Below are 25,083 nucleotides of genomic sequence, written 5' to 3' on the forward strand. Positions count from 1 at the left end.
TATAAATTGGAGGTTCAGAATGGCCCTATTAAAATAGACTCGAATGCCCGGTAAAATACAAGACGATTTGTTTATGAGCCAACGCGCTAAAGCTTAATATCAACTTTTGTCCCCGTTTTAGCCGCCAGGTAAATGGCGTCAATTATCTTAAGGTCTTTTACCGCTTCTTCGCCATTTATTGGTACAACGGGTTGTTTGTTTTGGAAAATGATGCCGGCCATTTGGTCCATTTGCACGGTTTGATGAACGGTGATGGGCTGGGTCAGTTCGCCCTTGTGTGTGTGCCCCATAATAGGCCCGTAGCCGGTGGACGGCAATAACTCTGCAAATCCTTTTTCTCCGTTCAGGAAAAAACGGTCGAGGTTATTCATGGTGTATGTTGATAAGCAGGACGCGACAGCACCACCGGGGAAACCCAGCTGAAATTGAATAGTTTCATCAACACCCTCCTTAAATTTTGCATGATCTGTTTTAGTTTCCTGCGCGGTAACCCAAACCGGGTCTTCGCCTGTCATATACCGCGAACCATTAATGGCATAAATGCCAATATCCATTATAGATCCTCCGCCGGATAGTTGCTTATTCAGCCGCCATTGCGTGGGGTCGCCTATGGTAAACCCGCAGAGGCCCTGGAAGAAAAGAATTTTTCCAAATTCGCCGGCTTTTCTCATCCTGATAACCTCCAGCGTTTTGGGTTCAAAATGCATCCGGTAGCCTACAAGTAATTTCACGTTTGCTTTTTTACAGGCATCAACCATTTCCTGCCCTTCGCGGGCATTCACGGCCATTGGCTTTTCGCAAATAGCATGCTTGCCGGCTTTGGCCACACGTATTACCTGATCGTGGTGCAACCCGTTTGGTGTTATCACATAAACTGCATCTATATCAGGGTTGCTTTTTATGTTATCAAAGTTTTCGTAATTGTAACAGTTCTTCCCGGGTATCCCATACTTGCTTTGCCAATCCTTAATTTTTGAGGGGGTACCACTAATTACACCAACCAGTTTGGCCTTGGTACAGGCCTGCATGGCTTCGGCAACGCGGGTTCCGTAGCTGCCAAGGCCCATAATGGCCACGCGCAGCACCGGCCCGTCATAGGCTTCGTTATGATGATCTGCACCATTTGCCCATCCCGAAATTGGTGCAAGGTGCAATGCTAAGGCCGATAGCCCAATTTTTTGTAAAAAGTCGCGGCGTGAATTCATAACCAGGTTGTTTAAAGCCCCCTCTAAATCTCCCCCGGTAGGGGAGACTTTGGCTTCGATGCCGATAAAGTCGGAAATCGATCCCAATTGAAGTGCTGATGTTATTTTTAAAGTTTTGTTTAGTTTATTTGGCGATCACAAATTACTCATTTCTTTAAATACTTTAACAGTGTGGGAATGTTTATGTTTCTACAGCTATTCCCTTTTTACAATTGAAAATAACAGCCGGCAACATTTGTGCTTTTAAAGCGAGCCGTATCCGTGGAAATAATAGAGGCGTTGATAAAAACAAAGCGGCAGGAAATATACCCGCCGCTTTGCAATCATCTAAAATAAAAAAGTTAAAGACCGATTATTTATAGTCTGGATTTTGTACTAATACACCGCCACTTTTATCAATTTCTGTTTGTGGCAGCGGCCATTTATAAAATTTACTTTCAAAGTGGTAAGGGATCAGGCTATCCTTTACTTTGTTTAACACATCATCGGCAATATGCCACCTCATCAAATCGTAATGGCGCAAACCTTCAAAGGCCAGCTCAACACGGCGTTCATGTCTTATCCGTTCGCGCATTTGTTCTTTGGTATAACCGGCGGGATAGGCTGGCATATTTACACGTTTACGCAAATCGGCCATGGCTTTATAAACGGAGGCATCGGGACCAACAATTTCGTTTTGCGCTTCGGCGTACATCAACAATACTTCGCCCAAACGTAATACAATAGCATCCTGCCCACTCAGGGTTGAGAACCCGAACGGAAGATTGGCCGGATCGAGAAATTTGAGCACACCATAGCCCGTAGGGCGCGGATTTGATGGGTTATGTATTTTACCCCCGCCAAAGTCAGGGTGATCTACATAAACTGTTTTGCTTAGCCTCGGATCGCGGTTGTTAAACGGATGCTGGGTATCGGTAAGTGGCGATGTGCCGTAAGCTAAGCCATCTGTACATTCAAACGTGTTTACAAAGTTTTGAAGCGGGCTTGCAGAACACCAGTCGCCGTAATCCCTGTCCCAATAAGCTAAATTATTAGGCGCCAGAAAATTGATTGAGAAAATTGTTTCGGTATTGTTTTTCTGTGTGGCGTCTCTGAAGTTATCCTCAAAATTTTTTGTTAACGTATACTGTGTAATTACATCTTTACACAAGTCTCTTACCTGGGTTAATGTTGTGGCATCGGGTGTACCCGTAGTGCCATAAGCTGCAAACAAAAGCACCCGGGCTTTTAAAGCTTTGGCCGATGAAGCTGCCGCGTGCCCACCGTTTGAAAAATAGGGAGCGGTATTAAGGTTTGCGATACTATAATCAAGGTCGGTTGTTATTTGGGCCAGTATTTTATCGGCGGTTACTTTTGGCTGCTTTTGAGTGCTTAAGTCAAGTGGCTGCACTACTAAAGGCACCTCGCCATAAATGGTATATAGCTGGTAATAAAAAAATGCCCTTATAAACCTTACTTCGCCTTCGTAGGCCTTTCTGTCGGCATCAGAAATATCCGATCCTTTATAATTGGCCAGGTTTTGCAGGAACAAATTCACCCTGCCAATACCTATGTAGCTGTCGTTATAAATGCCGGTTTCGTAGCCCCCTGTGGTTGGGTTTAAGTTACCCTGATCAACGTCATTAACGCTGCCCGAGTTAAACTGGGCATAGCCGTTATCGGTAAGGCAATCACGAATGGGCAATTCTTCGGTAAACTCATTGGGTTGTAACGAGGCATAAACGGCGGCAAGAGCTTTGTCAAAATCGCCCCTGGTTTTATAAAAGGTAGATGTGGAGATCTGGTCCAGCGGGTTCAGATCCAGTGTTTTTTTACACGCACCTAAAAACAGTGATGTAATCAATATAGTTGTTATAATACGATTTTTCATGTGGACTGATTAAAAGGTAACGTTTACACCAAAAGAGTATATTTTATTTTGCGGGTACTGCACTAAGTCGCCGCTTCCATAACGTTCGGGGTCAAGTCCCTTAAACTTGGTTATGGTAAATAAGTTGTCGCCGGCAAAGTATACCCTCAACCTGTCTATCCCTATCCTTTTGGTTAATTTATCGGGCAGCGTGTAGCCCAGCACCAGGTTTTTAAGCCTTAGGTATGATGCATCCTGTAAAAAGAAGGTTGATGGGCGGGTGAGCTTTTGCGGTGCGCTCCATCCCCAGTAAATGCGCGGCAATGTGGTTGAGGGGTGTTCGGGCGTCCAACGGTTTAACCAGTCGGTTGTTGGCGGCGAACCCTGGACAAATGGAATTGCACCCCAGTTGGATACGTATGATTTGGCCCCGTAAATGCCCTGCATCATAGCCGAAAGATCAAACCCTTTAAAACTTGCCGACAGGTTAAAAGAGTAATTTAATTTAGGGTATACTCCGCTTACAATAGCCCGGTCGTTGGCGTCTATTTTGCCATCGCCATTAACATCCTTGTATTTCAGGTCGCCGGGAAGGGTGTTATCATTAAATTGTTTGGGCGAACTGTTTACTTCTGCCGTCGACTGGAAAATTCCGGTTACCTGCAACATGTAAAATGAGCTTATAGGTTGTCCGTTTTGATTTATGGTATAATCATAAATATCTGTTTGCCCATATTTTACAAGTTTATTTTTAAAGTGATCTAAATTGGCGCCAAGGCTATAGGCAAACCCGGTGAGTGCACCTTCACGAATCATGTTACTGTAGTTTAAACCAAGCTCAACGCCGGTGTTATCAACCACCCCATCGTTTATGGTTGGCGCATACAGGCCCACAGCCGCTGTAACCTGCGATTGCCTTAAAATATCCGATGTTCTTTTCTTATACCAGTCAAACGTTAAATTGAGGTTTTTGAAAAGCGTAAGGTCCAGGCCAACATCGGTCATGGTGGTTGTTTCCCATTTAATATCCGGGTTGTTTAAATATTGCTGGGCAACACCGGTTGTAAGGGCCGAATTATCAAACGAATAATTGCCGGTAAGGTTTAACAGCGCCTGGTAAGGATAGTTGGCCCCGTAACCGCCAATCACTATGTTTTGGTTACCAAGCTTGCCCCACGACCCTCTTAATTTAAAATTATTAAGCCAGGTTAGGTTCAATTTTTTAACAAACGACTCTTCTGTAGCGCGCCATCCTGCAGAAAACGAAGGGAATACGCCCCATTTGTTACTGCCGTAAAATTTCGAGCTTCCGTCATAGCGTACGTTACCTTCCAGCAGGTATCTTTCTTTATAATTATAATTCAGCCTGCCAAAGTACGACATCAAAGCCCACTGGTTGGCAGTGCCGCTGGCCCGTTGTATATCCTGTCCGCCGGCATTTAATTCGCGCAGGTCTTCATCCGGAAAATTCTGGCGATAACCCTGCAAATATGAATACTTGCTTTGCTCAACACTGTAACCTGCCTGGGCCTTTATATTGTTGCCGCCAAATGCATGGTTATAGTTTAAGTAACTGTATAAGTTTGAATAAACGGTTTGCTCATCCTGGTCGGTTAATCCCTTACCCAAATCCAATGAGGTAGCAAGCTCATTGGTCCTGAAATTATACTCGTCGAGCACAGATTTATAGTCTTTGTACTTATCCATGTTAACGTTTACCGCGCCTTTGGTATACCATGAAAAATCCTTGGTAAACTGCACTTCAAACCAGCCCTGGGCATTTACTGCATAGTCTGTTGTAACACGTGTAAAGTTTTTATCCAGTACGGCAACAGGGTTTTTGTTGTTGTATTCAAAATCGTAGGCCTTATAAGTGTAGCGTCCGCTGCCGTCAGTTAAATATGGGCCGTAAGTAGGCGCTTGTGACATGGCCGAAAGAAAAAGGTCCATCGAAGATCCATCCCATTGGCTGGCTGATGAAGGATTGCCTGCCACAGCATCTTTTGTCCCCGATTTTAGCAGTACGTTGGTCCCGAATTTTATATGATCGTTAACCCTGGAGGTTAAGTTTATGCGGGCATTGTATCTTTTATAGTTAAACCCTTTCATGATACCATTCTGGTCAATATAACCTAATGATACGTTGTAGGTGGTTTTGTCATTACCCCCGCTGAAGTTCAGGTTATGATTTTGCGTAGGTGCGGTTTTAAATATCAGGCTTAACCAGTCTGTATTAGGGTAATGAACGCGGTCTGTACTGTTACGGTACAGTTCTATCTGATCCTGCGGATAAAGGCCGTATAGCTTGGTGGGGTCATTGGGATCGTTCAACCCGGTGTTGATACGGGCTTCGTTATACAACTCCATGTATTGGGCCGAATTTGTAATCAGCTTAAAAAGCTTGGTTGGCTTATATATCCCCACATTGCCGTCGTACTGCACCTTCAATTGCCCGGCTTTCCCTTGCTTTGTGGTAACCAGTACTACGCCATTTGCCGCCCTTGAACCATATATAGAGGCGGAGGCTGCATCTTTAAGAACAGACACATTGTCAATATCAGTAGGGTTAATATCGCTGAAATTCCCCGGCACACCATCAATCAATATAAGCGGGTCTGATCCCGCGCCGCTGAATGTTCCGTTACCGCGGATTCGGATAGATACGCTCTCGTTACCTGGTTCGCCGGAGCCGGTATTTATCTGCACACCAGGCGCCAGCCCTTCCAGCATCGAGGCGGGATTAACCACCGGGCGCTTGTTCAGCGTTTCGCCGCTAACAGACGAAACCGCGCCGGTAAGGTTTACCTTTTTCTGCGTACCGTACCCCACAACAACAACCTCGTTAAGCGCCGACGTTTGTTCTTTTAAAACCACATCAACTTTTGTTTGGCCACCAACGGGTATTTCCTGGGTAACAAAACCAATAAAGCTAAACACCAATATGGCCTTGCTATCGGGCACGCTTACGGTGTAATTACCATCAATTCCTGTTTGGGTGCCAAGGTCAGATCCCTTTATTTTAATGGTAACACCGGGTAAGGGCTGGCCCTTATTGTCTTTAACCTGGCCGGTAATGGTTATTACCGTCACGGGTTTATTTTCTTCGGTTTTGGGTGTTACCACAATAGTGGTATTATTGATTATGTAGGTAAACGGCTGGTCCTGGAAACATTTTTTTAAAGCATCTTCCAGATCGGCATTCTGCAGGTTTACATTTACAGGTACAGCTTTTTTTAGCATTTTGGCATTGTACAGCACGCTAAAGCCGGTTTGCCTGTGAATTTCCTTTAATGCTTCGGATAGCGAAGCATTGCTTTTGTTCATGCTGATTTTTTGTGCATAGGTAGTGGCGGCACTAACCTGCAGTATAGAAATCAAGCATAAAAAGACCGACAATTTCATAATCAGAAATAATTTAGATTGGACGCGGGGGAGCTCCCTGCATCTAATTGCAGCGAAAATTTTATACATTTGAATGTTAGGTTAAATAATTGGTTATGAGAAAAATGATCATTAGTTTTTACCTGGCAGCTTCACAGCTTAATACCAGGGGCGGTACGAACGCTCCTGGTTATTATATACAGGTTAACATTATTGGCAGATATAACTACTTCATAATGATTACCCTCCTTCCCTCAATTTTATAGTGAATAGTTCGGGTTAACTGCATGTTATTCAATAGTTCGGTTATATTTTTGTACCTGGATATGGTACCTCCAAACTCGTTTTGCTGTACATCATCGCGGTATTCCACGTCCACATCATACCACCGGCTTACCTGTTTCATAATGTTTACTATGCTTTCGTCGTGAAACACAAAAAAGCCTTTTATCCAGGCCAGGTTTTCTTCGGTATCTGCCCGACTAACTTTAATGCCCGCTCCTTTGTCGGTTGTCGTTCCTTGTTGCCCGGGTGAAAGCATTACCGCCGATCCGGCGTTCGACATTCTTACCGATCCCTCCACCAGCGTTGTGGTTATATTGGCATTATCGCTATAGGCATTTACATTAAAATGGGTGCCCAATACCTGTACCTGCGTACCATTGGCTTTTACTATAAAAGGCTTTGCCTTGTTTTTCGCCACCTCAAAATAAGCCTCGCCCGTTAATTCAACCTCCCTGTCGGCGCCTGTAAAAGCCTGCGGAAATTTTATTGATGATGCTGCATTTAACCAAACTCTGGTGCCGTCTACCAGTTCAACTTTGTATTGCCCCCCGCGTGGAGTGGTTATGGTGTTAAACTCGGGCGCTGCATTTACAGCGGTTTCACCTCCTTTATTTTCAAAGTGATACACAAGCATACCGTTGCCCGTTTTGCTTACTTTAACTCCGGTTTTTGCGGCAATCTCGCCGTTTTTAGCATCATCAAGAATGATGTTGGCGCCATTGGCCAGCGTAAGGTAGGCTTTATTGCCACCCGGCACTATTGGTTTGGGGTTCACTTTGGTTACCACCGCAGATGCGTGTTGTTCTGGCTTTTCATTTTTCATGTAAAATAAGCCGGCAAGCAGAGCAAGCAGTAAAACAGCGGCAGCGGCCATCCAGCGGTAACGGATGTTTTTGCGCGGTGCCATTTCAACCACTTTGCGGCTATCGCTTAGTTTTTGCCAAATTCTGTCGCGGGCATCCTGTTCATTAACCAAATCATCGGCCCAGGTGTCGTCCAGCAGTTTCATTTCGTCGCTGTAGGCGTCAAGCAGTTCCTTTTCCATGGGGCTGCATTGCCCGTTCATGTACTTTTGGTACAAAACCACAAATTCATCTTTGGTTATCATCAGGAATGTATTACAGGTTTATACACTATATGTGTAGATAACATTTAGTCACACACATACTTTTGTAACTTTTATTTTGCAGCAAGTAAAACCTTGACATTATTTGCCTGCTTTTCATACTTTTACCCAACCAATTATGTTTAACTCCACGCTTAGCGACGCTGAACTTTGGGCTGCTATCCGCCATAATGACGAAGCCGCTTTTACCGCTCTTTTTGACCGGTACTGGGTAAGGCTTTACAAAACGGCGCAGGTTTACATTAAAGATCACGAGGTAAGCGAAGAAATTGTTCATGATGTTTTCCTGAATATCTGGAACCGCAGGGATATGCTCGAGATCGAATTATTCCCCGCCTTTTTACTTACTGCCACCAGGTACCAGGTTTATAACCGGATGCGGTCGGCAAAATCGCCCGTTATTTTAGCGCCCGAAGGATTGGATATAAGCGAGCCCCTGGATAACAACGCAGGCGAAAGTCATATTATGATACAGGAGTTTCAACAAGAGCTGGACCAATACCTGGTACAGCTACCCAGGCGCTGCCAGGAAATATTTTATTTAAGCCGGGTAAGGCAACTCTCGAACCAGGAAATTGCCGGCCAGTTGGGCATATCAAAACGCACCGTCGAAAACCAGATTACAGTTGCCTTAAAACATCTCAGAGTTTGCCTTAAACATGTATCATCTGTTATTTTAATGATGTACCTGCTAAAATAAGGTGTTTATTGATTGTTGCGGATTGTTTGAACATGGACGCCGGATTTATAGGAAAAGCGCCAACACGACCTGTTTGCGCGGAGAGAAATAAAAAGCGCCGCACTCTGAGCAGGCGCTGATTAATTAACTATTAACTGAACGTATCTTCTTAACAATGAAGAAACTGGTAAAGAACGACGAGAGTGTGATGATTTGCCAAAGCAAACCTCCCTTTGGGATTATAGTATTAGTTTATTCATGCAATGTTAATTAGCCGTTTTAATTTTCAGCAGTGAAAATAGGCTAAAGTGAATTCGTAAAACAGTAAATATCGGCGAACAGGCCTTTTATATCGATGAGTTGCGTTTTGCGGCATGACCCGCCGAAGCTTGATAATCTTAGGGGAGGAAACTGTCTATGACCGGATAACTGGATGGTTTATGATGAATACGCAGGCGTGTTGAACATAGCGGCCCTTCAATAAGCTTTTCTCAGTCTATCCGCAAATTCATCCGGCAGGAGGCTTTTTTCTATCGCAGCCGCCGCCTTCTCAACATCATATGCAACCCTGACAAATTCCACTTGGACGCCATCTTTGTTGCTGATGCTGCTATTTTCGTTCAGGCTTAATATGACATAGCAGGCATCGGGGTTGCCATCTTTTGGTTTGCCCACCGAACCGATGTTGATAACATGTTTGAATTTTTGATTGCTGGTTTTAATAACACGATGATAGGGCTTATGCGAATGGCCAACACACAATATACCGGCATTGGCTTCCTCCATCATTTCCAACACATAAGCCTCGTCCAAATCTTCCAAAACGTATTCGTCGACACTGCGGGTGCTGCCGTGGGCCAGCACCACATTTAACGGCCCATCAGTCAGCTTAAATTCAAGCCGGATGTGTGCCGGGAGTATTGCAAGATATTTGCGGTTCTCGTCATTAATCAAATGATAGGCGTGGCTTTTCCCCGGTTCGGTTAGGCTTTGGGGTGTGGTAACCATTTTTTTCGGTTTCAGATCATGGTTGCCGGCAAGGGTTGCAATGCCGCGTTTGCGTATTTGGGCAATTACCTCATTGGGCCAAACGTTGTATCCCACCAAATCGCCCAGGCAGTAAACCGCATCGACCTGGCGGCTGTCCAAATCGCTCAGCATGGCATCAAACGCAGGCAAATTGGCGTGAACATCTGAAAAAAGCGCAATTTTCATTATTGTACGGGGGCTGGTACTTTAGCGGTATAATATTTTTTGCGGAAATAAAAAGCCAGGTTAACCAGGGCAATAAGCGCCGGTACCTCAACCAGCGGACCAATAACCCCGGCAAATGCCTCGCCAGAATTAATGCCGAAAACGCCGATAGCCACTGCTATAGCCAATTCAAAATTGTTACCGGTAGCAGTAAAGGCTATAGACGTGCTCCGCGAGTAATCGGCACCGAATGATTTGCCGATAAAAAAGCTCAGCACAAACATAATGGTAAAGTAAATAATCAATGGCATGGCTATGCGGATAACATCAAAAGGAATTTGAACAATAAGGTTGCCTTTAAGGCTAAACATCACCACAATAGTAAACAACAAGGCTACCAGTGTTATAGGCGATATAAAGGGTACATATTTGGTTTGAAACCAGGCTTCGCCTTTAATTTTAATAAGGGTATAACGACTGATGATACCGGCGGCAAAGGGAATTCCTAAATAAATGCCCACGCTTTTGGCAATTTCGGCAATAGTAATATTTACGGCCAGGCCTTTTAGGCCGAATAGCGGCGGCAATACGGTAATAAAAACGTAGGCGTAAACACTGTAAAGCAATACCTGGAAAATACTATTCAGCGCTATAAGCCCGGCGGCGTATTCGCGGTTGCCTTCGGCAAGTTCGTTCCAAACTACCACCATGGCAATGCAACGGGCCAGGCCTATCAGGATTAGCCCAACCATATAGGCAGGATGATCGCGCAGTAAGGTTATGGCCAAAACAAACATCAGGATAGGGCCAACTATCCAGTTTAAAATTAAGGATGCGCTTAATACTTTGGTGTCCTTAAATACCTCGCCCATGTTTTCGTACTTCACTTTGGCAAGCGGTGGGTACATCATCAGAATTAACCCTATGGCTAAAGGAATATTAGTTGTCCCGCTGGAGAACGAATTGATAAAGCCTGATGACGAAGGGATAAAATATCCCACGCCAACCCCAACGACCATGGCAAGGAAGATCCACAGGGTAAGGTAACGATCAAGGAAACCTAATTTTTTACGTTCGGCCACGGGGGCACAGTTGTTTGCTGACATATTGATTTTATGCGAGGGATGATATTAAAAGTGAGGGGAGCGTCGGTTTTACCCGACATACTGTTTTACAAAATTGGCTGCATAAGCTTTGATAATGTCCCTTACGCTCCTGAATTCATTTAAAACCTCTTCGGGCGTACCCTTGGCTTTTGCCGGATCGGGAAAGTTATGGTGAAAGCGTTGTACATTGCCTGGAAAAAACGGGCAGGCCTCGTTGGCGTTATCGCAAACGGTTATCACGTAATCAAACGGGATGTTGATATACTCATCCACGTGGTTTGAGGTGTGTTTCGAAATATCAATATGGTCTTCGGCCATTACCTGTATGGCCTTGGGGTTTACCCCGTGGGTTTCTATCCCCGCGCTGTAAATGTTGGCTTTATCGCCGGCAAAAAAACGAAGGTAACCTTCGGCCAGCTGGCTACGGCAGCTATTGCCGGTACATAATACTAAAATGTTTTTCATGCTTTTTATAATATTTTTTTCATAACAATAGCCGATTGCGGGCACACATGGCTAAACTCTGTTGATTGCCGAACTTCGGCCGGAACCTGGGCCCGGGTAATTTCCCGATAGCCTTTTTTGCCAAAATATTCCGGAGCGGTTTCGGTAAGTAAAAAGATTGCCTGCAGCGATTGGGCGGCTGCCTGCTTTTCCAAATAACCAAGCAGTTGGTTGGCTATGCCTTTACCACGATATGCAGCAGATACCGCCACAGAGCGCAGCAAGCCGCAACTATCATAAATTTCGATACCGGCAACGCCTATTATCTCTTCGCCCTGTTTGGCTACCACAAATTTGTCAAGTATTTGCGGTAAGTCATTTGTGGGGAGTTTCTCAGTTGCCAGCAGGGCAATCACTTTTGCCCTATGGTTTTCTGCTTTTTCTATTTGCATGGCTTTTTAACTAAGTATTCGTATCGAACAGTATTTCAGCTTTGTGCTTTCCGCCTTCTGCTTTTAGCTCCATTAGCAACAGCCGGAACCTGGGGTACAGCAGGCGGCATCGGCAACCAGGTTTTTTAATTGAATTTTGGGTTTTGCCGCAACTGTTGATTCGCAGCACTCTTCGCCTTTATCATTGGTGCCGCAACTGCCGCCTCTTTCTATAGCTTTGCACTGTACGGCATCTGGCCTTAAGTCAACAATTAGGTTATCGCCATTTATCAATAACGTTTTCGGCAGCATTTGGCGGGTATCAAATTCGGAGTTGCCAAATTCAATTTTCACAATGCCGTTGGGATTTAAAGGCAACGCTTTTTCTACCAGGTTAACAATTGACAGGGCCTTGCCAACTTTCATGGCTCTATCCTGCTGCTGGCCTTCGGGCTCCCATAGTTGTACAATAATTTCTGTCCAGGCATTCATTACACCGCCGCAATCTACCGATGTGATGGGTGCCTGTTTTATTTCGGTGATATGGTAGGCCGCATTCACCCATTGGTTTTCTGCATATTGAAACTGCAGGATTAAATCGTGGTGTTGTACCAATGTATCCTTAAACGTTTTCCAGGTGATGGGTTCTATCTTATCCATGATCTTTAATTTTATTATTGCAATATTGCGATTGATTCGGTCAAATTTTTTTAACAGCACTTAGGGGTTTCGTAAGCCGCAAAAAAGCCCTTTAGTTCATTGCTGAGTGTATTCCATACATCGGGGTTAATGCAATAGCAAACGCTTACCCCTTCAATGGTTCCCTGTATCAAACCCGCCATTTTTAACTCCTTTAAATGCTGTGAAATGGTAGGCTGGGCCAGGCCAAGTTCGTCAGCCAGGTCGCCGCAAATACAGGCATTCGCTTTGATAATCTGTTGTAAAATGGCAATACGTGCGGGATGAGCCATCGCCTTAAGCATAACAGCCAGTCTGTTTTGCTCGCCGGTAAATATTTCTGTTTTTGTTAAGCCCATAATATATATTGCAATATTACGATTAATGTTCGAAATGCAAGAAAAAAATGAAAATAACTTGCTGAGGAAATTTCTTGTTTTCTCCTCATTACTATTATCAATCCCTGCTTTTAACTTCTCGTTTTAGGGCCTATCTTTACGGGATGAAAAAGCTTTTCCTGCTCTCTCTGGTAGTATTGTCGGGCGTGCTTGGCGCCCGTGCACAAACCCCGGTTTATAAGGTTTATGCCATTAAATTTGCTGGTTCGGCATACCCTTTTACCGCTGCCGACTGGGCCAAGGGGGCGCCGGCCACCGATAGCCTGAAATTCAATTTTATGGTATGGCTTATCAAAGGCAATGGCCGCAACATTTTGGTTGACGCGGGCTTTTTAAGTGATATTGAAGATGCCAAAGAGTTTAAAGTAATTAATTACATCCGGCCCGACAGCGCACTATATAAACTGGGTTTAAAAGCAGGCGATATCACAGACGTTATCATGTCTCACCCACATTGGGACCATATAGACGGGGTGGGGTTATTCCCCAATGCCCATGTTTGGATCCAAAAAGATGACTTTACTTATTTCGTGGGAGCGGCCTGGCAAAAAGGCGAAGGGAGCGGCGGATTTAACAAAAGAGATGTACGCATGATGGTTGATTTAAATTTAGCCGGAAAGGTAACGCTGGTAGATGGCGACAATAAAGAAATCATCCCCGGCATAAAAGTATTCACCGGATCAAGGCATACCTTTAATTCAGAATACGTGCTGGTGAATACCGGAAATAACAAAATTGTCCTGGCATCCGACAATATCTGGATATACTACAGCCTCGACCACCTGGTGCCACCGGCAGACGGAGGAACGCTCGACCCGGCAGGCTATGTAAAAGCGATGCAAAGAATGAAAACCATGGTTACCGATGTAAGGTTCATCGTTCCGGGGCATGATGCCGCCGTATTTTCCAGGTTTCCGGCTGTGGCTGCGGGCGTGGTAGAAATTAAGTAGCGTACACTCATAAGGCGGTTGGGCATTCAATAAATACCTGTTAATGTAAGCCCATTGTGCGCTAATGCTGTTACGTATCTGTCGTTATATCATCCCATTCTTGATTCATGTAGTTTATCAGCCAGTTTAAAGCGTAGTGTCTTTCATAAACTACGCCACTATCAAGCTTTCCGGGAGCCGGCTGCTTTTTGGTGCGGGCATCTACACAAGCCCAGTCCAGCCGCAGGATCAGATCGGCCTGGTCGAGAATCTCTTTTTTTGTTCGTAACCGGGCTCGCTGTTTAAACTGTCTGCCGGTTAGGTCCCGAAATATTTTTGCATCCTGGGCAACATTGCACAATTGATCGGGGTAAGCCAGCGAGTCAATAAAACCTAATGCCCAAAGCATCACATGTAAATCTTCGTAGCGCCAGTTGGCATCGGTGGTTTGTTGCTTTGTTGGCCGGGGATTTGTAATATAAGCGCTTTCGGCCGTGGTTAGTTTTGATAGCGCATCCAGGTTCTTATTTATTTCGTCTAAGTCCTTTTGGCCTATCCCCTCGCTTTTTAAGCCCACATATAGCAATGCCAGCGCTCTGTCTGTCACTTCATCTTTTGTGCGTATAGCTGCCCGCGATTCCGGATCTACAAATAAAGCGTTGGGATTACTATAAAGGGGTATGTGATGTGCTTTGCAATAAGCTTCAGATTGGCGGCGGCGTTTGGCCTGATCGTTAGTCGGTTTTATTTTTTCTACCTGTTTTGTGATTGCAGCGCCCTTATGGTTGTTGCACGACAAAAACAACATCGAAGCAATTATAATGAGCCTTCTTATCATATCATGAAATTAGTAATTCTTGGGCTGCCAAATAAAAAGCAGCCCTCCTAATGTAAAGAAAATTGAGATCAAAAAAATGTCCGATTTATTTCTGTGCCGTACACTGTTTTTGGTGACTTAAATCACCAACATGTTTTTGTAAATTGTGCAGTTTTGTATAAAGCCCCATATGAACACCGATACCACAAAAGAAACCATAAAAGCTATGATTAAAGTTTCACGTTACCTGGTATGGGTTTCATTACTACTGGTTGTGGCTATTGTGCTGCTGGTTGTTTCGTTACACAATGAGCAGGGAGAAAAAAAACTTTATAAAGGTGTTGCAACTGGCACCGTTTTCAAAGCTGCCCAAAAACAGGAAAATATAGCTGGTGCCGGGCTGCCGCCGCAAACACAAAGTATTCCCGTAGGTAAAAAAGGCGATTTGATAAGGTATGGCCGCATGTTAATTAGTTCAACGGCTTTATATTTCGGCCCCAATGGATCTGTTGCCCACATCAGTAACGGAATGAACTGTCAAAACTGCCACCTTGATGCGGGCACCCGACTGTTTGCCAACAACTTCGCCGGGTTTACGGCCTCCTATCCTAAAAAAAGCACCCGCAGCGGCGTGGTTATATCGGCATCAGTGCGGATTTCGGAGTGTTTTGAGCGCAGCCTGAATGGCGTCATGCCCGATACCGGTACTAAAGAAATTAAAGCGATAATGGCTTATATGCATTGGCTGGGCAAAAATGCAAAAAAGGGACAGGTGCTGTTCGGTAATGCTACGCCACGTTTAACATTTATGGATAGCGCAGCCAATCCGTTGAACGGGAGGGCTGTTTTCATCCAAAAGTGCCGCAGCTGCCACGGCGCAAACGGCGAGGGGTTGCTGGCGGCAGATAAACAATCATATACCTACCCGCCGTTATGGGGGCCAGGCAGTTATAACGATGGCGCGGGCATGTACAGGATAGGCAATTTGGCTGGTTTTGTAAAGGCCAATATGCCTTTTGGTGCTACCTACCAAAGCCCGCAGTTAACGGATAAAGAATGCTGGGATGTGGCGGCGTACATCAACTCGCAGCCCCGGCCGCACAAAGATCAACACAAAGATTATCCCGACTTAAAGCAAAAGCCCATAGATTTACCCATCGGGCCGTATGCCGATGGCTTTACCGCCCGTCAGCATAAATACGGACCATTTGGCCCCATTCAGCAATTCCATCATAAAAAAGCATAAATTAACCTCTTTAAATCTATAGCCATGAAAAATCGTTTTTCCTTACTCTTCGTGCTTGCCGGTTTGCTTTTTATTAAACCAGCTTTCGCCCAAACAGCCGCATCGGAATTTAAAGGCGCTGAAGCCACCCAAGCCCACTATAAAGCGCTTTATTACCTTGATGAATCGGACCCGAAGAAGATTAAACAAACCCTGCGTAATATGGACAACGCCCTGGAAGACACCCGGCTAAAAGGCAAGCTGGAAATGGAGCTTATTGCTTTTGCTGATGGCGTTGCCGTTTACGATAAAGCTGGGCCGTACGAAGCCGAGCTGCAAAAACTGCTGCAAAAAGGAGTGATACTGGCGCAATGCAGCAATACCGTAAGGGAGCGGCACATTGACAAGGCTACGCTTTTTCCGTTTATAAGCTATGTACCCAGCGGCAACGGCGAAATTATTATCCGCCAGGCCGATGGATGGGCGACTATACACCCCTAAGCCGCCCCCCTCTCCTTTCGGCAAACTAAACATCATTCTTGTTTTTACCCGTTTTTATGAAAGACCAATCTGTTATCCAGGACTATTTAGACCGCCTGTTCCCTCAATTTGAGCCCGGGTTAAAGGCTTTTTTAGTTCAAAATGCGTCGGTTATTCATATCCCCGCCGGCGAGGTTGTGTTGCGCACCGGCCAATATATCAAATCAACCATGATGATTTTAGATGGCCGGGTTAAGCTATACCGCGAAGGCGATGACGGGGGCGAGTTTTTTATGTACTACCTGGAACCGGGCAATGCCTGTGCCCTAACCATGATATGCGCCGCCAAACAGGAAACCAGCGAGGTGATGGGTAAAGCCATTGAGGATACCGCCGTTTTGGCTGTGCCTTTAGCCTTAATGGACCAAATGATGACCAGCTACAAAACCTGGTACTATTTTGTATTGGAAACCTACCGCTCCCGGTACGAAGAACTGCTGATAGTAATTGACCATATCGCTTTTAAGGGCATGGACGATCGTTTATACTATTACCTGCAAAATCAATATCAAAAACTAAAAATGCGCGAACTAAAGATAACCCACGGCCAGATTGCCGCCGATCTGAACTCCTCGCGCGAGGTGATTTCCCGCCTGTTAAAAAAAATGGAACAGCGCGGCGATATCGTGCTGAACCGCAATTTTATTGAGTGGAAAAAATAAAAAACCGGGGTGACATAAGTCACCGTTGCGCGCGGGTAAAACAAACACTTTTGCGTTGTTAATTATTTAAACATGCAGTTTTTCGCTTACCTCGCATCGGCTTTAATTGGAATTTCGCTTGGCCTTATTGGCGGCGGCGGCTCTATCCTTACGGTTCCGGTGCTGGTTTACCTTTTTGGCACCAGCCCGCTTTTAGCAACCTCCTATTCTTTATTTATTGTTGGTTCAACCAGCATGGTGGGCGTTTTTACTAATTACCGCAAGGGCCTGGTGAATATTAAAACAGCCATGCTTTTTGGTTTAACATCTATCAGCACTGTTTTTATTTCGCGTAAGTTCCTGGTGCCGCTGATACCTCATAACATTTTGCGAATCGGCAGCTTTCAACTCACCCAAAACATCCTTACCATGGTGTTTTTCGCGGTATTAATGGTGGCCGCAGCAACAGCCATGATCAAAAGCGGCAGTAAAATGGAGACGCCGAATCACACCGGCGATAAAAAACTCAACATTACCAAACTATTGCTTTATGGCATAGGTATAGGACTGGCAACCGGCTTTTTAGGTGCAGGAGGCGGCTTTTTACTAATACCTACCCTTGTTTTGTTAGTAGGCCTGCCCATGAAACAAGCTGTTGGTACTTCGCTGCTTATCATCGCCATGAATTCGCTCATCGGCTTTACCGGCGATCTGGGCCACTTTGCAATCAACTGGGTATTCCTGTTAAAAATAACAGCTATAGCGATAGCCGGTATATTTGCAGGCGGGTTAATTAGCCGCCGGATTGACGGCAACAAACTAAAAAAGGGTTTTGGCTGGTTTGTACTGGTAATGGGTATTTATATATTGGCTAAAGAACTGTTTTTTAAATAATTTTGATGAGGTGGTGACTTTGGTCACCACCCGCTTGCTTGCTAAACTGCACCTTTGTTAAAGTAAAAGAAAATATCATGAGTATTGAACAAATATATACCGGATGCCTGGCCCAGGGGGCGTACTACATCCAGTCAGAAAATGAGGTTGCCATTGTTGATCCACTAAGAGAGGTGGAGCCTTATATAGCTAAAGCCAATGCGGCAGGGGCCACCATCAAGTATGTTTTTGAAACTCATTTCCATGCCGATTTTGTATCTGGCCATATTGACCTGGCGCGGGAAACCGGCGCACAGATTGTATACGGGCCAAATGCGGTAACCGGCTTTGAAGCGCATATAGCTAAAGATAACGAAACCTTTAAAGTTGGCAAACTCACCATAAAAGTGCTGCACACACCCGGCCATACCATGGAGTCGGCCTGTTACCTTTTAAGCGATGAATTTGGCAAAGAAACCGCTTTGTTCTCTGGCGATACTTTATTCATTGGCGACGTTGGCCGGCCCGATCTGGCACAAAAAGCATCCGGGTTGACAAAGGAAGGCCTGGCAGGTTTATTGTTCGATTCGCTGCGCACCCGCATCCTGACATTGCCCGATGATGTTATTGTTTACCCCGCCCACGGTGCCGGATCTGCCTGCGGAAAAAACATGAGCAAGGAAACCACCGACACCTTAGGCAATCAAAAAAAATACAACTACGCCTTGCGCCCCAACATGACGCGCGAAGAATTTATAACTGAGGTTACCAGTGGATTAACCGCCCCGCCGGTATATTTCCCGCTGAATGTTAAAATGAACAGGGAAGGTTACGAAAGCTTTGAAAAAGTACTGAGCCAGGGAACCCAGCCATTAACCCCCGACGCGTTTGAAGCCGCGGCCAACAGCACTGGCGCCATTTTGCTTGACGCGCGCGATCCCCTGGTTTTTGCGAAGGCCTTTGTGCCTAACTCCATCAATATTGGTATCGATGGGAGCTTTGCCCCCTGGGTTGGCGCATTGGTGCCGGATATTAACCAGCAAATTTTGCTGATTACCGAAGAAGGACGCGAAGAAGAGGTAGTTACCCGCCTGGCGCGTGTAGGTTATGACCATGCCATTGGTTACTTAAAGGGTGGCATTGCGGCGTGGCAGGCTGCCGGTAACGAAACAGACAGCATTGTATCTTTAACTGCTGATGAACTTGCAGATAAAGTAAGCAACCATAGCCCGGTAAAAATTCTTGATGTGCGTAAAGCTCCAGAGTACTATGCCGAACATATAGTAGACGCCGAAAACCTGCCATTGGATGACATCAACAGCAATATGGCCCGGTTGGATAAAAATGAAACCTATTATGTGCATTGTGCCGGAGGATATCGTTCAATGATATTTAATTCGATGCTGAGGGCACGGGGCTTTACAAACCTGGTTGATGTTCAGGGCGGCTTTAAAGCCATAAAGGATTCCGGCAGGTTTAATGTGAGCGCTTACGTGTGCCCAAGCACAATGCCGTAATTTTATAATAAGAAAACATATACAACGATGCTTGATTTGCTCAAACAACCCTGGCCCTGGTATACTTCGGGGGCTGCAATTGCCGCTATCATGGTTTTATTGCTTTATTTCGGAAAATCATTTGGTTTTTCATCAAACCTGCGCACCATTTGCTCTATGACCGGCGTAGGTAAAAAAGTTCCGTTTTTTGATTTTGACTGGCAGGCACAAAAATGGAACCTTTTGTTTTTAGTGGGATCGATTTTGGGCGGACTGATATCTGCTACCCTATTAAAAAATGATGCGCCGCTAAAGCTGGCCAGCGCTACCGTAACCGACCTTAAAGCCATCGGCGTAAATTTTGACGGGCAGCTAAATCCTGCGCTGCTTTTTGGGGTACATAGTTTGTCTTTTAAAAACGTTGCCATCCTCTTATTCGGTGGTTTACTGGTAGGCTTTGGCTCCAGGTATGCTGGCGGCTGTACATCGGGGCATGCCATTAGTGGCCTGTCAAACCTGCAATTTCCTTCATTAATAGCGGTCATCGGCTTTTTTGCCGGCGGGCTTATCATGACGCACTTTTTATTGCCGCTGATATTATCGATATGAAAGGATTAAGATTTATTATCACCGGCGTTATCTTCGGCATCATCATGACCAAGTCTGAGGCTGTGTCCTGGTACCGCATCCAGGAGATGTTCCGTTTCCAGTCGTTTCATATGTATGGCATTATTGGCACCGCTGTAATTTTAGGCGCATTGTCTGTTTACCTCATTAAAAAGTTTCACATCAAAGATTCGCAGGGCAACCCTATCATATTTGCCGATAAAGAAAAAAGCCGGACAAAGTATATCATCGGCGGGCTGATATTCGGCCTTGGCTGGGCGCTTACCGGCGCATGCCCCGGCCCTATGTTTGTTAATATCGGCTACGGCTATTTATCCTTTATCATTGTGATTATCGGCGCGTTGGCAGGCACGTTCCTTTATGGTTTGTTGCGAGGTAAGTTGCCCCATTAAAACCTAATTTGTTTTAACACTTTTAAGTAATTATCCCGATGCCATTATGATGACGGTGTTTTTCTAAAAACATTTTCTTATGCCCTGGTCTTTTACACAACCCGGCTGTTAATTTTAACACAACAATTCACTAATTTTCGGCATGGATGAACGTAAGGATATGCAAAACCTGAATGCCCGCAAATTTATGGTTTGGCTGGCCATAGCATCGTCGTTTATGCTGGTTGCCGGGCTAACCAGCGTGTTCCTTATTTCAACCTCTGCAGGCGATGCCATACATACCCAATTGCCGGTTGTGTTTATCATCAGTACGGTTGTTATACTCGGTAGCAGTGGAACTTTACATATCGCCGGTAAAAGTTTAAAGCAATTGCAAAATGCTAAATTCCACCTGTATCTAAAGCTCACGATTGTCTTGGGGCTACTGTTTATGTTGCTGCAGGCTGTTGCCTGGGGTATATTGCTTCATCAAAAAGTTTATTTTGATATGCACAAAAGCTACCAATCGTTCATTTATGTTTTTGTGGCCGTTCACCTTTTACACATTATAACCGGCATTGGGTTGCTGGGCTATACCTTATCCGGCTCGTTAAAAAACAAGCCCCGGTACAGAATTTTATACCGCATGGAAATGAGCACCACCTTCTGGCATTTTATAGATATTTTGTGGGTGTATCTTTACTTGTTTTTAGTGTTAAAATGATAAATTCGATTGCAAATAATTCGCTGAGTTATGATAATTATTCCTTTTAAATCGGTTGGCAGCTTGCATTTTTCTGATACCAGGGAAGATGTAAGGAAAAAACTAAATGAAAAATTCACGTCGGGCGTTAAGGGGAAAGATAACTACAAGGATTATTACGATTACTTTAAGCAAAGCGAATTATTTGTTTACTATGATGAAAAAGGAAATATAAACGCATTCGAGTATTTCAGGCCCAATCCTGTTTTTAATAATGTTAATATTTTAGAAACCCGTTACCGTGATCTGGTCTCCCTGTTTCTTCATTTCGATTCTGAGTTAACAATTAACTACGATGAATTTACTTCTTTCAAATATGGTATCGGAGTCAATACAATTGACGATCCTGACGAAGAAAACGCTATTCCTCAATCAGTAGTTATATTCAAAAGGGGCTATTTTGATTTTATATAAACCGGTTACATATTTCCTTAGCCGTCAGCTGAACGTTACTCTCTCATATATAACTGTTTTCCAACATCAGACAGATAGGGATGCCAAACGCCAATCAATTCACTACGTTAGTGAGTTGATTTCCAATTTGACCATATATTACCTACCCTATGATTTTTACAAAAGCTAAAGCAGCCTGCAAATTCATTTTTTGCGCTTTGTTTATTTCCATGGCGATAACTGCAATCGCCCAAAATAAAAAACCAATACCCGCCGATAGTACGCCCAAGATTGTTAACATTGTTAACTTCATTCGCCTGCTGGAGCCACGGGATCCGGCAATTACCGAAGATGTATTGTACCAAACTGTGGTAAAACAGGTGGAGATCATGAAAAAGTATCACCTGGGTGGCACATTCCTTTTACAGTACGATGCGCTGATGGATAAACGATATCAAAAACTGTTGGCAACCCTGCCAAAGGGGACATTTGAGATTGGCGCCTGGTGGGAGATACCACAGCCAATGGTAGAAAACGCAGGCCTTAAATGGCGCGGCCGTTATCCCTGGGACTGGCGGGCCAACATTGGCTTTTCTACCGGCTATACCCCCAGGGAGCGCGAAAAGCTGATTGATGTATACTTCCACGATTTTAAAAAGATTTTTGGCTATTACCCCAAATCGGTGGCTTCATGGTTTATTGATGCTTATAGCATTAACTACATGTATCAAAAATACCATATTGTGGCTTCGGCAAACTGTAAAGACCAGTATGGCACCGATGGCTACACCCTTTGGGGTGGTTACTGGAACCAGGCCTATTATCCAAGCAAAATAAACTCTTATATGCCCGCCCAGCACGCGCAAAATCAGATTCCTGTTCCCATCTTCCGGATGCTGGGCAGCGATCCGGTACGGCAGTACGATAACGGCCTTGGCACAACCCGCCAAGGCGTAGTTACACTGGAGCCTGTTTACAAATTTGGCGGCGGCGATTCAACCTGGGTAAACTGGTTTTTTAAATCATTTACGGATGATCCTTCGCTCGGCTTTAATTATACACAAGCCGGGCAGGAAAACTCATTTACCTGGGATGCCATGGCCAAAGGCTTAGAAATACAAATGCCACTGATTGCCCAGCTACGCGATGAGCATAAAGTAAGGGTTGAAACCCTGGAGCAATCGGGCCGTTGGTTTAAAATGAAATACCCGGTTACACCGGCCACTTCATTTACGGTAACTAAGGATATACCCGGCAGCGATTTGAAAACCGTTTGGTATAACAGCCGCTTTTACCGCATTAACCTGCTTTGGGAAAAGGGCAGTTTGCGCATTCGTGATATCCATTTGTTTGATGAAAAATTCCCATCGGTTTATGAAAAACAGGTGGCTACATCAAATGAGTGCACCTTTTTTACCCTGCCTGTGGTAGATGGCTACATCTGGAGTAAACCCGATCATATTGCCGGCTTACGGCTTAAACGAGTGGAACATGGAAAAGAGATCCTGGCAACCGGGCAATCGCCCATATTTAAAAACACCGGCAAAAACAGCCTGCATATATCATGGCGACTGGATGAAGGCGGCTGGCTGGAAATGGATTTGACAGAGAAGCAAATTAAAATATACATGGATAACAAGGCCCGCTATAATTGGTGTTTGGATATGGATGTAGCCCCCGGTGCAACAGCGCCCTATACTAACATCAACCCTAAACAACTGAACTGCAGGTTTGAAAACACAAATTATAAATTAAAGGCTTTGCAAGGAAAGTTTTCGAAACCGGCCAACGGTTCTGCCTGGCGCTTGACGCCAGAAGGGGATGCAATTGTGCTGGATTTGGGGACTGCCTTACAGCCAGACATCCGGTAAGTTATTCTGCCATCTATATCCGGTAAGCTTACAGGGTATAGATGGCAAATTTTTCTTCTTTTCCGGCAACAGGTGTTATTCCTTTAATATCCTTGCGTTTAATTCAAAGCATCACCCTACGCGGTAAACGCCTCCAAAGCCTTCTCTATTCTGCTGATGGTTTCTGCCTTCCCCAACAAAGCCGCTATATCAAACACATGCGGGCCAAACTTGCCGCCAACCAGCATAATACGGAACGGAAGCATTACATCGCCAACTTTCAGCGCCTTTTCTTCGGCAAGGGCCTTAAATTTGATTTCAAAGTCGTGGGCTTCTATCCCGGCTTCGGCTGTCAATAAAGTAATCAGCGCGTTAAAAAAATCGGTTTTGGCATCTGTCCATTTAGGCTTTACGGCGTTAAGGTCATATTCTTTCGGCTGCTCAAAAAAGTAACCGGCCTGCTGGTAAAAATCAGGCAGCACAACACAACGGTCTTTTACTAAGTTGATAACCGTTTCCAGCTTTGTATCATCGGTAACAACGACGCCTTTATCCGCCAAAATCTTACTCACCTCCGGCCTCAGTTTACCCACCTCAGATCGTTTTATCCACTCGGCATTGAACCATTTGGCCTTTTCAAAATCAAATTTAGCGCCGGCTTTGCTCACGCGGTCTATCGAAAACTTTTCTACCAGTTCATCCAGCGTAAATAACTCCTGGCCTGTACCATCATTCCAGCCAAGGGTAGCCAGCAGGTTTAAAAAAGCTTCGGGCAAAAAGCCAAGCTCCCTAAAACCGGGTGTTAATTCGCCTGTTTTGGCATCAAACCAACTCATGGCATATACCGGGAAACCAAGGCGGGCGCCATCGCGTTTGCTTAGCTTGCCATGGCCATCCGGTTTTAATATCAGCGGTAAATGGGCCCACTTTGGCATATCGGCTTTCCATCCTAAATACTCCCAAAGCAGCAAATGCACCGGTGCAGATGGCAGCCACTCTTCGCCGCGGAAAGCGTGCGAAATTTTCATCAGGTAATCATCAACCACAACCGCAAGGTGGTAGGTTGGCATGCCATCGGCTTTCAGCAATACCTTATCATCAACCAGGTTGGTTTCAAAGCTTACATGTCCGCGAATCATATCGGTAAAACTTACCGTTTCATCGGCCGGCATTTTTATGCGGATAACATGCGGGGTGTGTGCATCTAACAGTGCATCAACCTCATGCTGCGGCAACGATACAGAATTTCGCAATGTTTGGCGGTATGCCTGCCCGTACTGAAAGTTGGGGATCTCCTTACGGTTTTTGTCCAGCTCTTCGGCAGTATCAAAGGCATAATAAGCATGGCCCTGCATTACCAGGCGTTCGGCATATTCACGGTAAATGGCTTTGCGTTCACTTTGGCGATAGGGGGCATAATGGCCGCCGGCAACCGGGCTTTCGTCGGGATGCAGACCACACCATTTAAGGCAATCTAAAATATATTCTTCGGCACCTTCCACATAACGGGTTTGGTCGGTATCTTCAATTCTCAAAACAAAATCGCCCTGGTGTTTTTTGGCAAACAAATAATTAAACAATACGGTGCGTACACCACCAAGGTGCAAACCACCTGTAGGGCTCGGTGCAAAACGAACCCTTACTTTTTTATCGGTCATAGGGGCAAAGATAAGGTTATTTCAAGATGGCCCGATGCAAAGTGTTGCGTTGCGCAACAGGTGAAACAGCAAAAAAATACATCTCGCTAAAAATCAATATATTATGAATTGTCATAAAATTAAA

Annotated in this window: 25 protein-coding genes; 13 read left to right on the top strand and 12 right to left on the bottom strand. The window is 44.9% G+C overall.

Annotated elements, in window-relative coordinates:
• Positions 1-86: 86 nt before the first annotated feature.
• Positions 87-1,205 (bottom strand): Gfo/Idh/MocA family protein, encoded by a 1,119-nt coding sequence (locus AC1RM2_RS14775; protein ID WP_492985914.1) that lies wholly within the window; start codon positions 1,203-1,205, stop codon positions 87-89.
• Between the two features lie 212 nt (positions 1,206-1,417).
• Here AC1RM2_RS14775 and AC1RM2_RS14780 point away from each other — a divergent pair, with 212 nt between their 5' ends.
• Entirely contained in the window at positions 1,418-1,567 is a 150-nt protein-coding gene (locus tag AC1RM2_RS14780; protein WP_492985916.1) for a hypothetical protein, read from the top strand.
• Here AC1RM2_RS14780 and AC1RM2_RS14785 read toward each other — a convergent pair.
• The 3 genes from AC1RM2_RS14785 to AC1RM2_RS14795 form a co-directional block, all read right to left on the bottom strand.
• Positions 1,558-3,075 (bottom strand): RagB/SusD family nutrient uptake outer membrane protein, encoded by a 1,518-nt coding sequence (locus AC1RM2_RS14785; RefSeq protein ID WP_492985917.1) that lies wholly within the window; start codon positions 3,073-3,075, stop codon positions 1,558-1,560. The genes AC1RM2_RS14780 and AC1RM2_RS14785 overlap by 10 nt on opposite strands.
• A 9-nt stretch (positions 3,076-3,084) precedes the next feature.
• Positions 3,085-6,378, bottom strand: coding sequence for a TonB-dependent receptor (locus AC1RM2_RS14790; protein ID WP_492985919.1), 3,294 nt, complete (start codon positions 6,376-6,378; stop codon positions 3,085-3,087).
• A 283-nt stretch (positions 6,379-6,661) separates the two neighbouring features.
• Positions 6,662-7,828, bottom strand: coding sequence for a FecR family protein (locus tag AC1RM2_RS14795; protein WP_492985920.1), 1,167 nt, complete (start codon positions 7,826-7,828; stop codon positions 6,662-6,664).
• Positions 7,829-7,964: 136 nt separating this feature from the next.
• Here AC1RM2_RS14795 and AC1RM2_RS14800 point away from each other — a divergent pair, with 136 nt between their 5' ends.
• The gene (locus AC1RM2_RS14800) at positions 7,965-8,546 is read left to right on the top strand and encodes an RNA polymerase sigma factor (protein ID WP_492985922.1); all 582 of its coding nucleotides are present in this window, start codon (positions 7,965-7,967) and stop codon (positions 8,544-8,546) included.
• Between the two features lie 456 nt (positions 8,547-9,002).
• Here AC1RM2_RS14800 and AC1RM2_RS14805 read toward each other — a convergent pair whose 3' ends face one another.
• From AC1RM2_RS14805 to AC1RM2_RS14830, 6 genes are all read right to left on the bottom strand, one after another.
• Entirely contained in the window at positions 9,003-9,740 is a 738-nt protein-coding gene (locus tag AC1RM2_RS14805) for a metallophosphoesterase family protein (protein ID WP_492985923.1), read from the bottom strand.
• Positions 9,740-10,825 carry an ACR3 family arsenite efflux transporter gene (gene arsB, locus AC1RM2_RS14810; RefSeq protein ID WP_492985925.1) on the bottom strand — a complete coding sequence of 362 codons (1,086 nt, stop codon included), beginning with the start codon at positions 10,823-10,825 and terminating at the stop codon, positions 9,740-9,742. The genes AC1RM2_RS14805 and arsB overlap by 1 nt, the downstream gene beginning before the upstream one ends.
• Positions 10,826-10,873: 48 nt before the next feature.
• On the bottom strand, positions 10,874-11,290 hold the full coding sequence (locus AC1RM2_RS14815) for an arsenate reductase ArsC (RefSeq protein ID WP_492985927.1): 417 nt from the start codon (positions 11,288-11,290) through the stop codon (positions 10,874-10,876).
• Between the two features lie 5 nt (positions 11,291-11,295).
• Positions 11,296-11,721, bottom strand: coding sequence for an arsenic resistance N-acetyltransferase ArsN2 (gene arsN2 / locus AC1RM2_RS14820; RefSeq protein ID WP_492985929.1), 426 nt, complete (start codon positions 11,719-11,721; stop codon positions 11,296-11,298).
• 72 nt (positions 11,722-11,793) lie between these two features.
• Entirely contained in the window at positions 11,794-12,360 is a 567-nt protein-coding gene (locus tag AC1RM2_RS14825; RefSeq protein WP_492985931.1) for a DUF6428 family protein, read from the bottom strand.
• Between the two features lie 50 nt (positions 12,361-12,410).
• The gene (locus tag AC1RM2_RS14830) at positions 12,411-12,737 is read right to left on the bottom strand and encodes an ArsR/SmtB family transcription factor (protein WP_492985933.1); all 327 of its coding nucleotides are present in this window, start codon (positions 12,735-12,737) and stop codon (positions 12,411-12,413) included.
• 143 nt (positions 12,738-12,880) lie between these two features.
• On the opposite strand from AC1RM2_RS14830, the gene AC1RM2_RS14835 reads away from it, so the two are divergent.
• On the top strand, positions 12,881-13,726 hold the full coding sequence (locus AC1RM2_RS14835) for an N-acyl homoserine lactonase family protein (protein ID WP_492985935.1): 846 nt from the start codon (positions 12,881-12,883) through the stop codon (positions 13,724-13,726).
• A 70-nt stretch (positions 13,727-13,796) separates the two neighbouring features.
• Here AC1RM2_RS14835 and AC1RM2_RS14840 read toward each other — a convergent pair whose 3' ends face one another.
• Positions 13,797-14,543, bottom strand: a complete 747-nt coding sequence (locus tag AC1RM2_RS14840) for a DUF4272 domain-containing protein (RefSeq protein WP_492985937.1) — start codon at positions 14,541-14,543, stop codon at positions 13,797-13,799.
• Between the two features lie 169 nt (positions 14,544-14,712).
• On the opposite strand from AC1RM2_RS14840, the gene AC1RM2_RS14845 reads away from it, so the two are divergent.
• From AC1RM2_RS14845 to AC1RM2_RS14890, 10 genes are all read left to right on the top strand, one after another.
• Positions 14,713-15,768 carry a c-type cytochrome gene (locus tag AC1RM2_RS14845; protein ID WP_492985938.1) on the top strand — a complete coding sequence of 352 codons (1,056 nt, stop codon included), beginning with the start codon at positions 14,713-14,715 and terminating at the stop codon, positions 15,766-15,768.
• Between the two features lie 24 nt (positions 15,769-15,792).
• Positions 15,793-16,248: a DsrE family protein gene (locus tag AC1RM2_RS14850; RefSeq protein WP_492985939.1), complete on the top strand. Its 456-nt coding sequence runs from the start codon at positions 15,793-15,795 to the stop codon at positions 16,246-16,248.
• Positions 16,249-16,304: 56 nt separating this feature from the next.
• Complete coding sequence (locus tag AC1RM2_RS14855; protein WP_492985941.1) at positions 16,305-16,949, top strand: Crp/Fnr family transcriptional regulator; 645 nt, start codon at positions 16,305-16,307, stop codon at positions 16,947-16,949.
• A gap of 72 nt (positions 16,950-17,021) precedes the next feature.
• Complete coding sequence (locus AC1RM2_RS14860) at positions 17,022-17,822, top strand: sulfite exporter TauE/SafE family protein (RefSeq protein ID WP_492985942.1); 801 nt, start codon at positions 17,022-17,024, stop codon at positions 17,820-17,822.
• A gap of 77 nt (positions 17,823-17,899) precedes the next feature.
• Entirely contained in the window at positions 17,900-19,318 is a 1,419-nt protein-coding gene (locus tag AC1RM2_RS14865) for an MBL fold metallo-hydrolase (RefSeq protein WP_492985944.1), read from the top strand.
• Between the two features lie 27 nt (positions 19,319-19,345).
• The gene (locus tag AC1RM2_RS14870; RefSeq protein WP_492985945.1) at positions 19,346-19,906 is read left to right on the top strand and encodes a YeeE/YedE family protein; all 561 of its coding nucleotides are present in this window, start codon (positions 19,346-19,348) and stop codon (positions 19,904-19,906) included.
• Positions 19,903-20,316: a YeeE/YedE family protein gene (locus tag AC1RM2_RS14875; protein ID WP_492985947.1), complete on the top strand. Its 414-nt coding sequence runs from the start codon at positions 19,903-19,905 to the stop codon at positions 20,314-20,316. The genes AC1RM2_RS14870 and AC1RM2_RS14875 overlap by 4 nt, the downstream gene beginning before the upstream one ends.
• Before the next feature lie 142 nt (positions 20,317-20,458).
• Entirely contained in the window at positions 20,459-21,019 is a 561-nt protein-coding gene (locus AC1RM2_RS14880; protein ID WP_492985949.1) for a cytochrome c oxidase subunit 3, read from the top strand.
• Positions 21,020-21,049: 30 nt separating this feature from the next.
• Complete coding sequence (locus tag AC1RM2_RS14885) at positions 21,050-21,472, top strand: hypothetical protein (RefSeq protein WP_492985951.1); 423 nt, start codon at positions 21,050-21,052, stop codon at positions 21,470-21,472.
• Between the two features lie 149 nt (positions 21,473-21,621).
• Positions 21,622-23,322: a DUF3863 domain-containing protein gene (locus AC1RM2_RS14890; RefSeq protein WP_492985952.1), complete on the top strand. Its 1,701-nt coding sequence runs from the start codon at positions 21,622-21,624 to the stop codon at positions 23,320-23,322.
• 116 nt (positions 23,323-23,438) lie between these two features.
• On the opposite strand, the gene gltX is transcribed toward AC1RM2_RS14890, so the two are convergent.
• Positions 23,439-24,959, bottom strand: a complete 1,521-nt coding sequence (gene gltX / locus AC1RM2_RS14895; protein ID WP_492985954.1) for a glutamate--tRNA ligase — start codon at positions 24,957-24,959, stop codon at positions 23,439-23,441.
• Positions 24,960-25,083 lie beyond the last annotated feature (124 nt).

The sequence above is a fragment of the Mucilaginibacter sp. GW822-FHT03E02 genome (genome assembly GCF_058801545.1).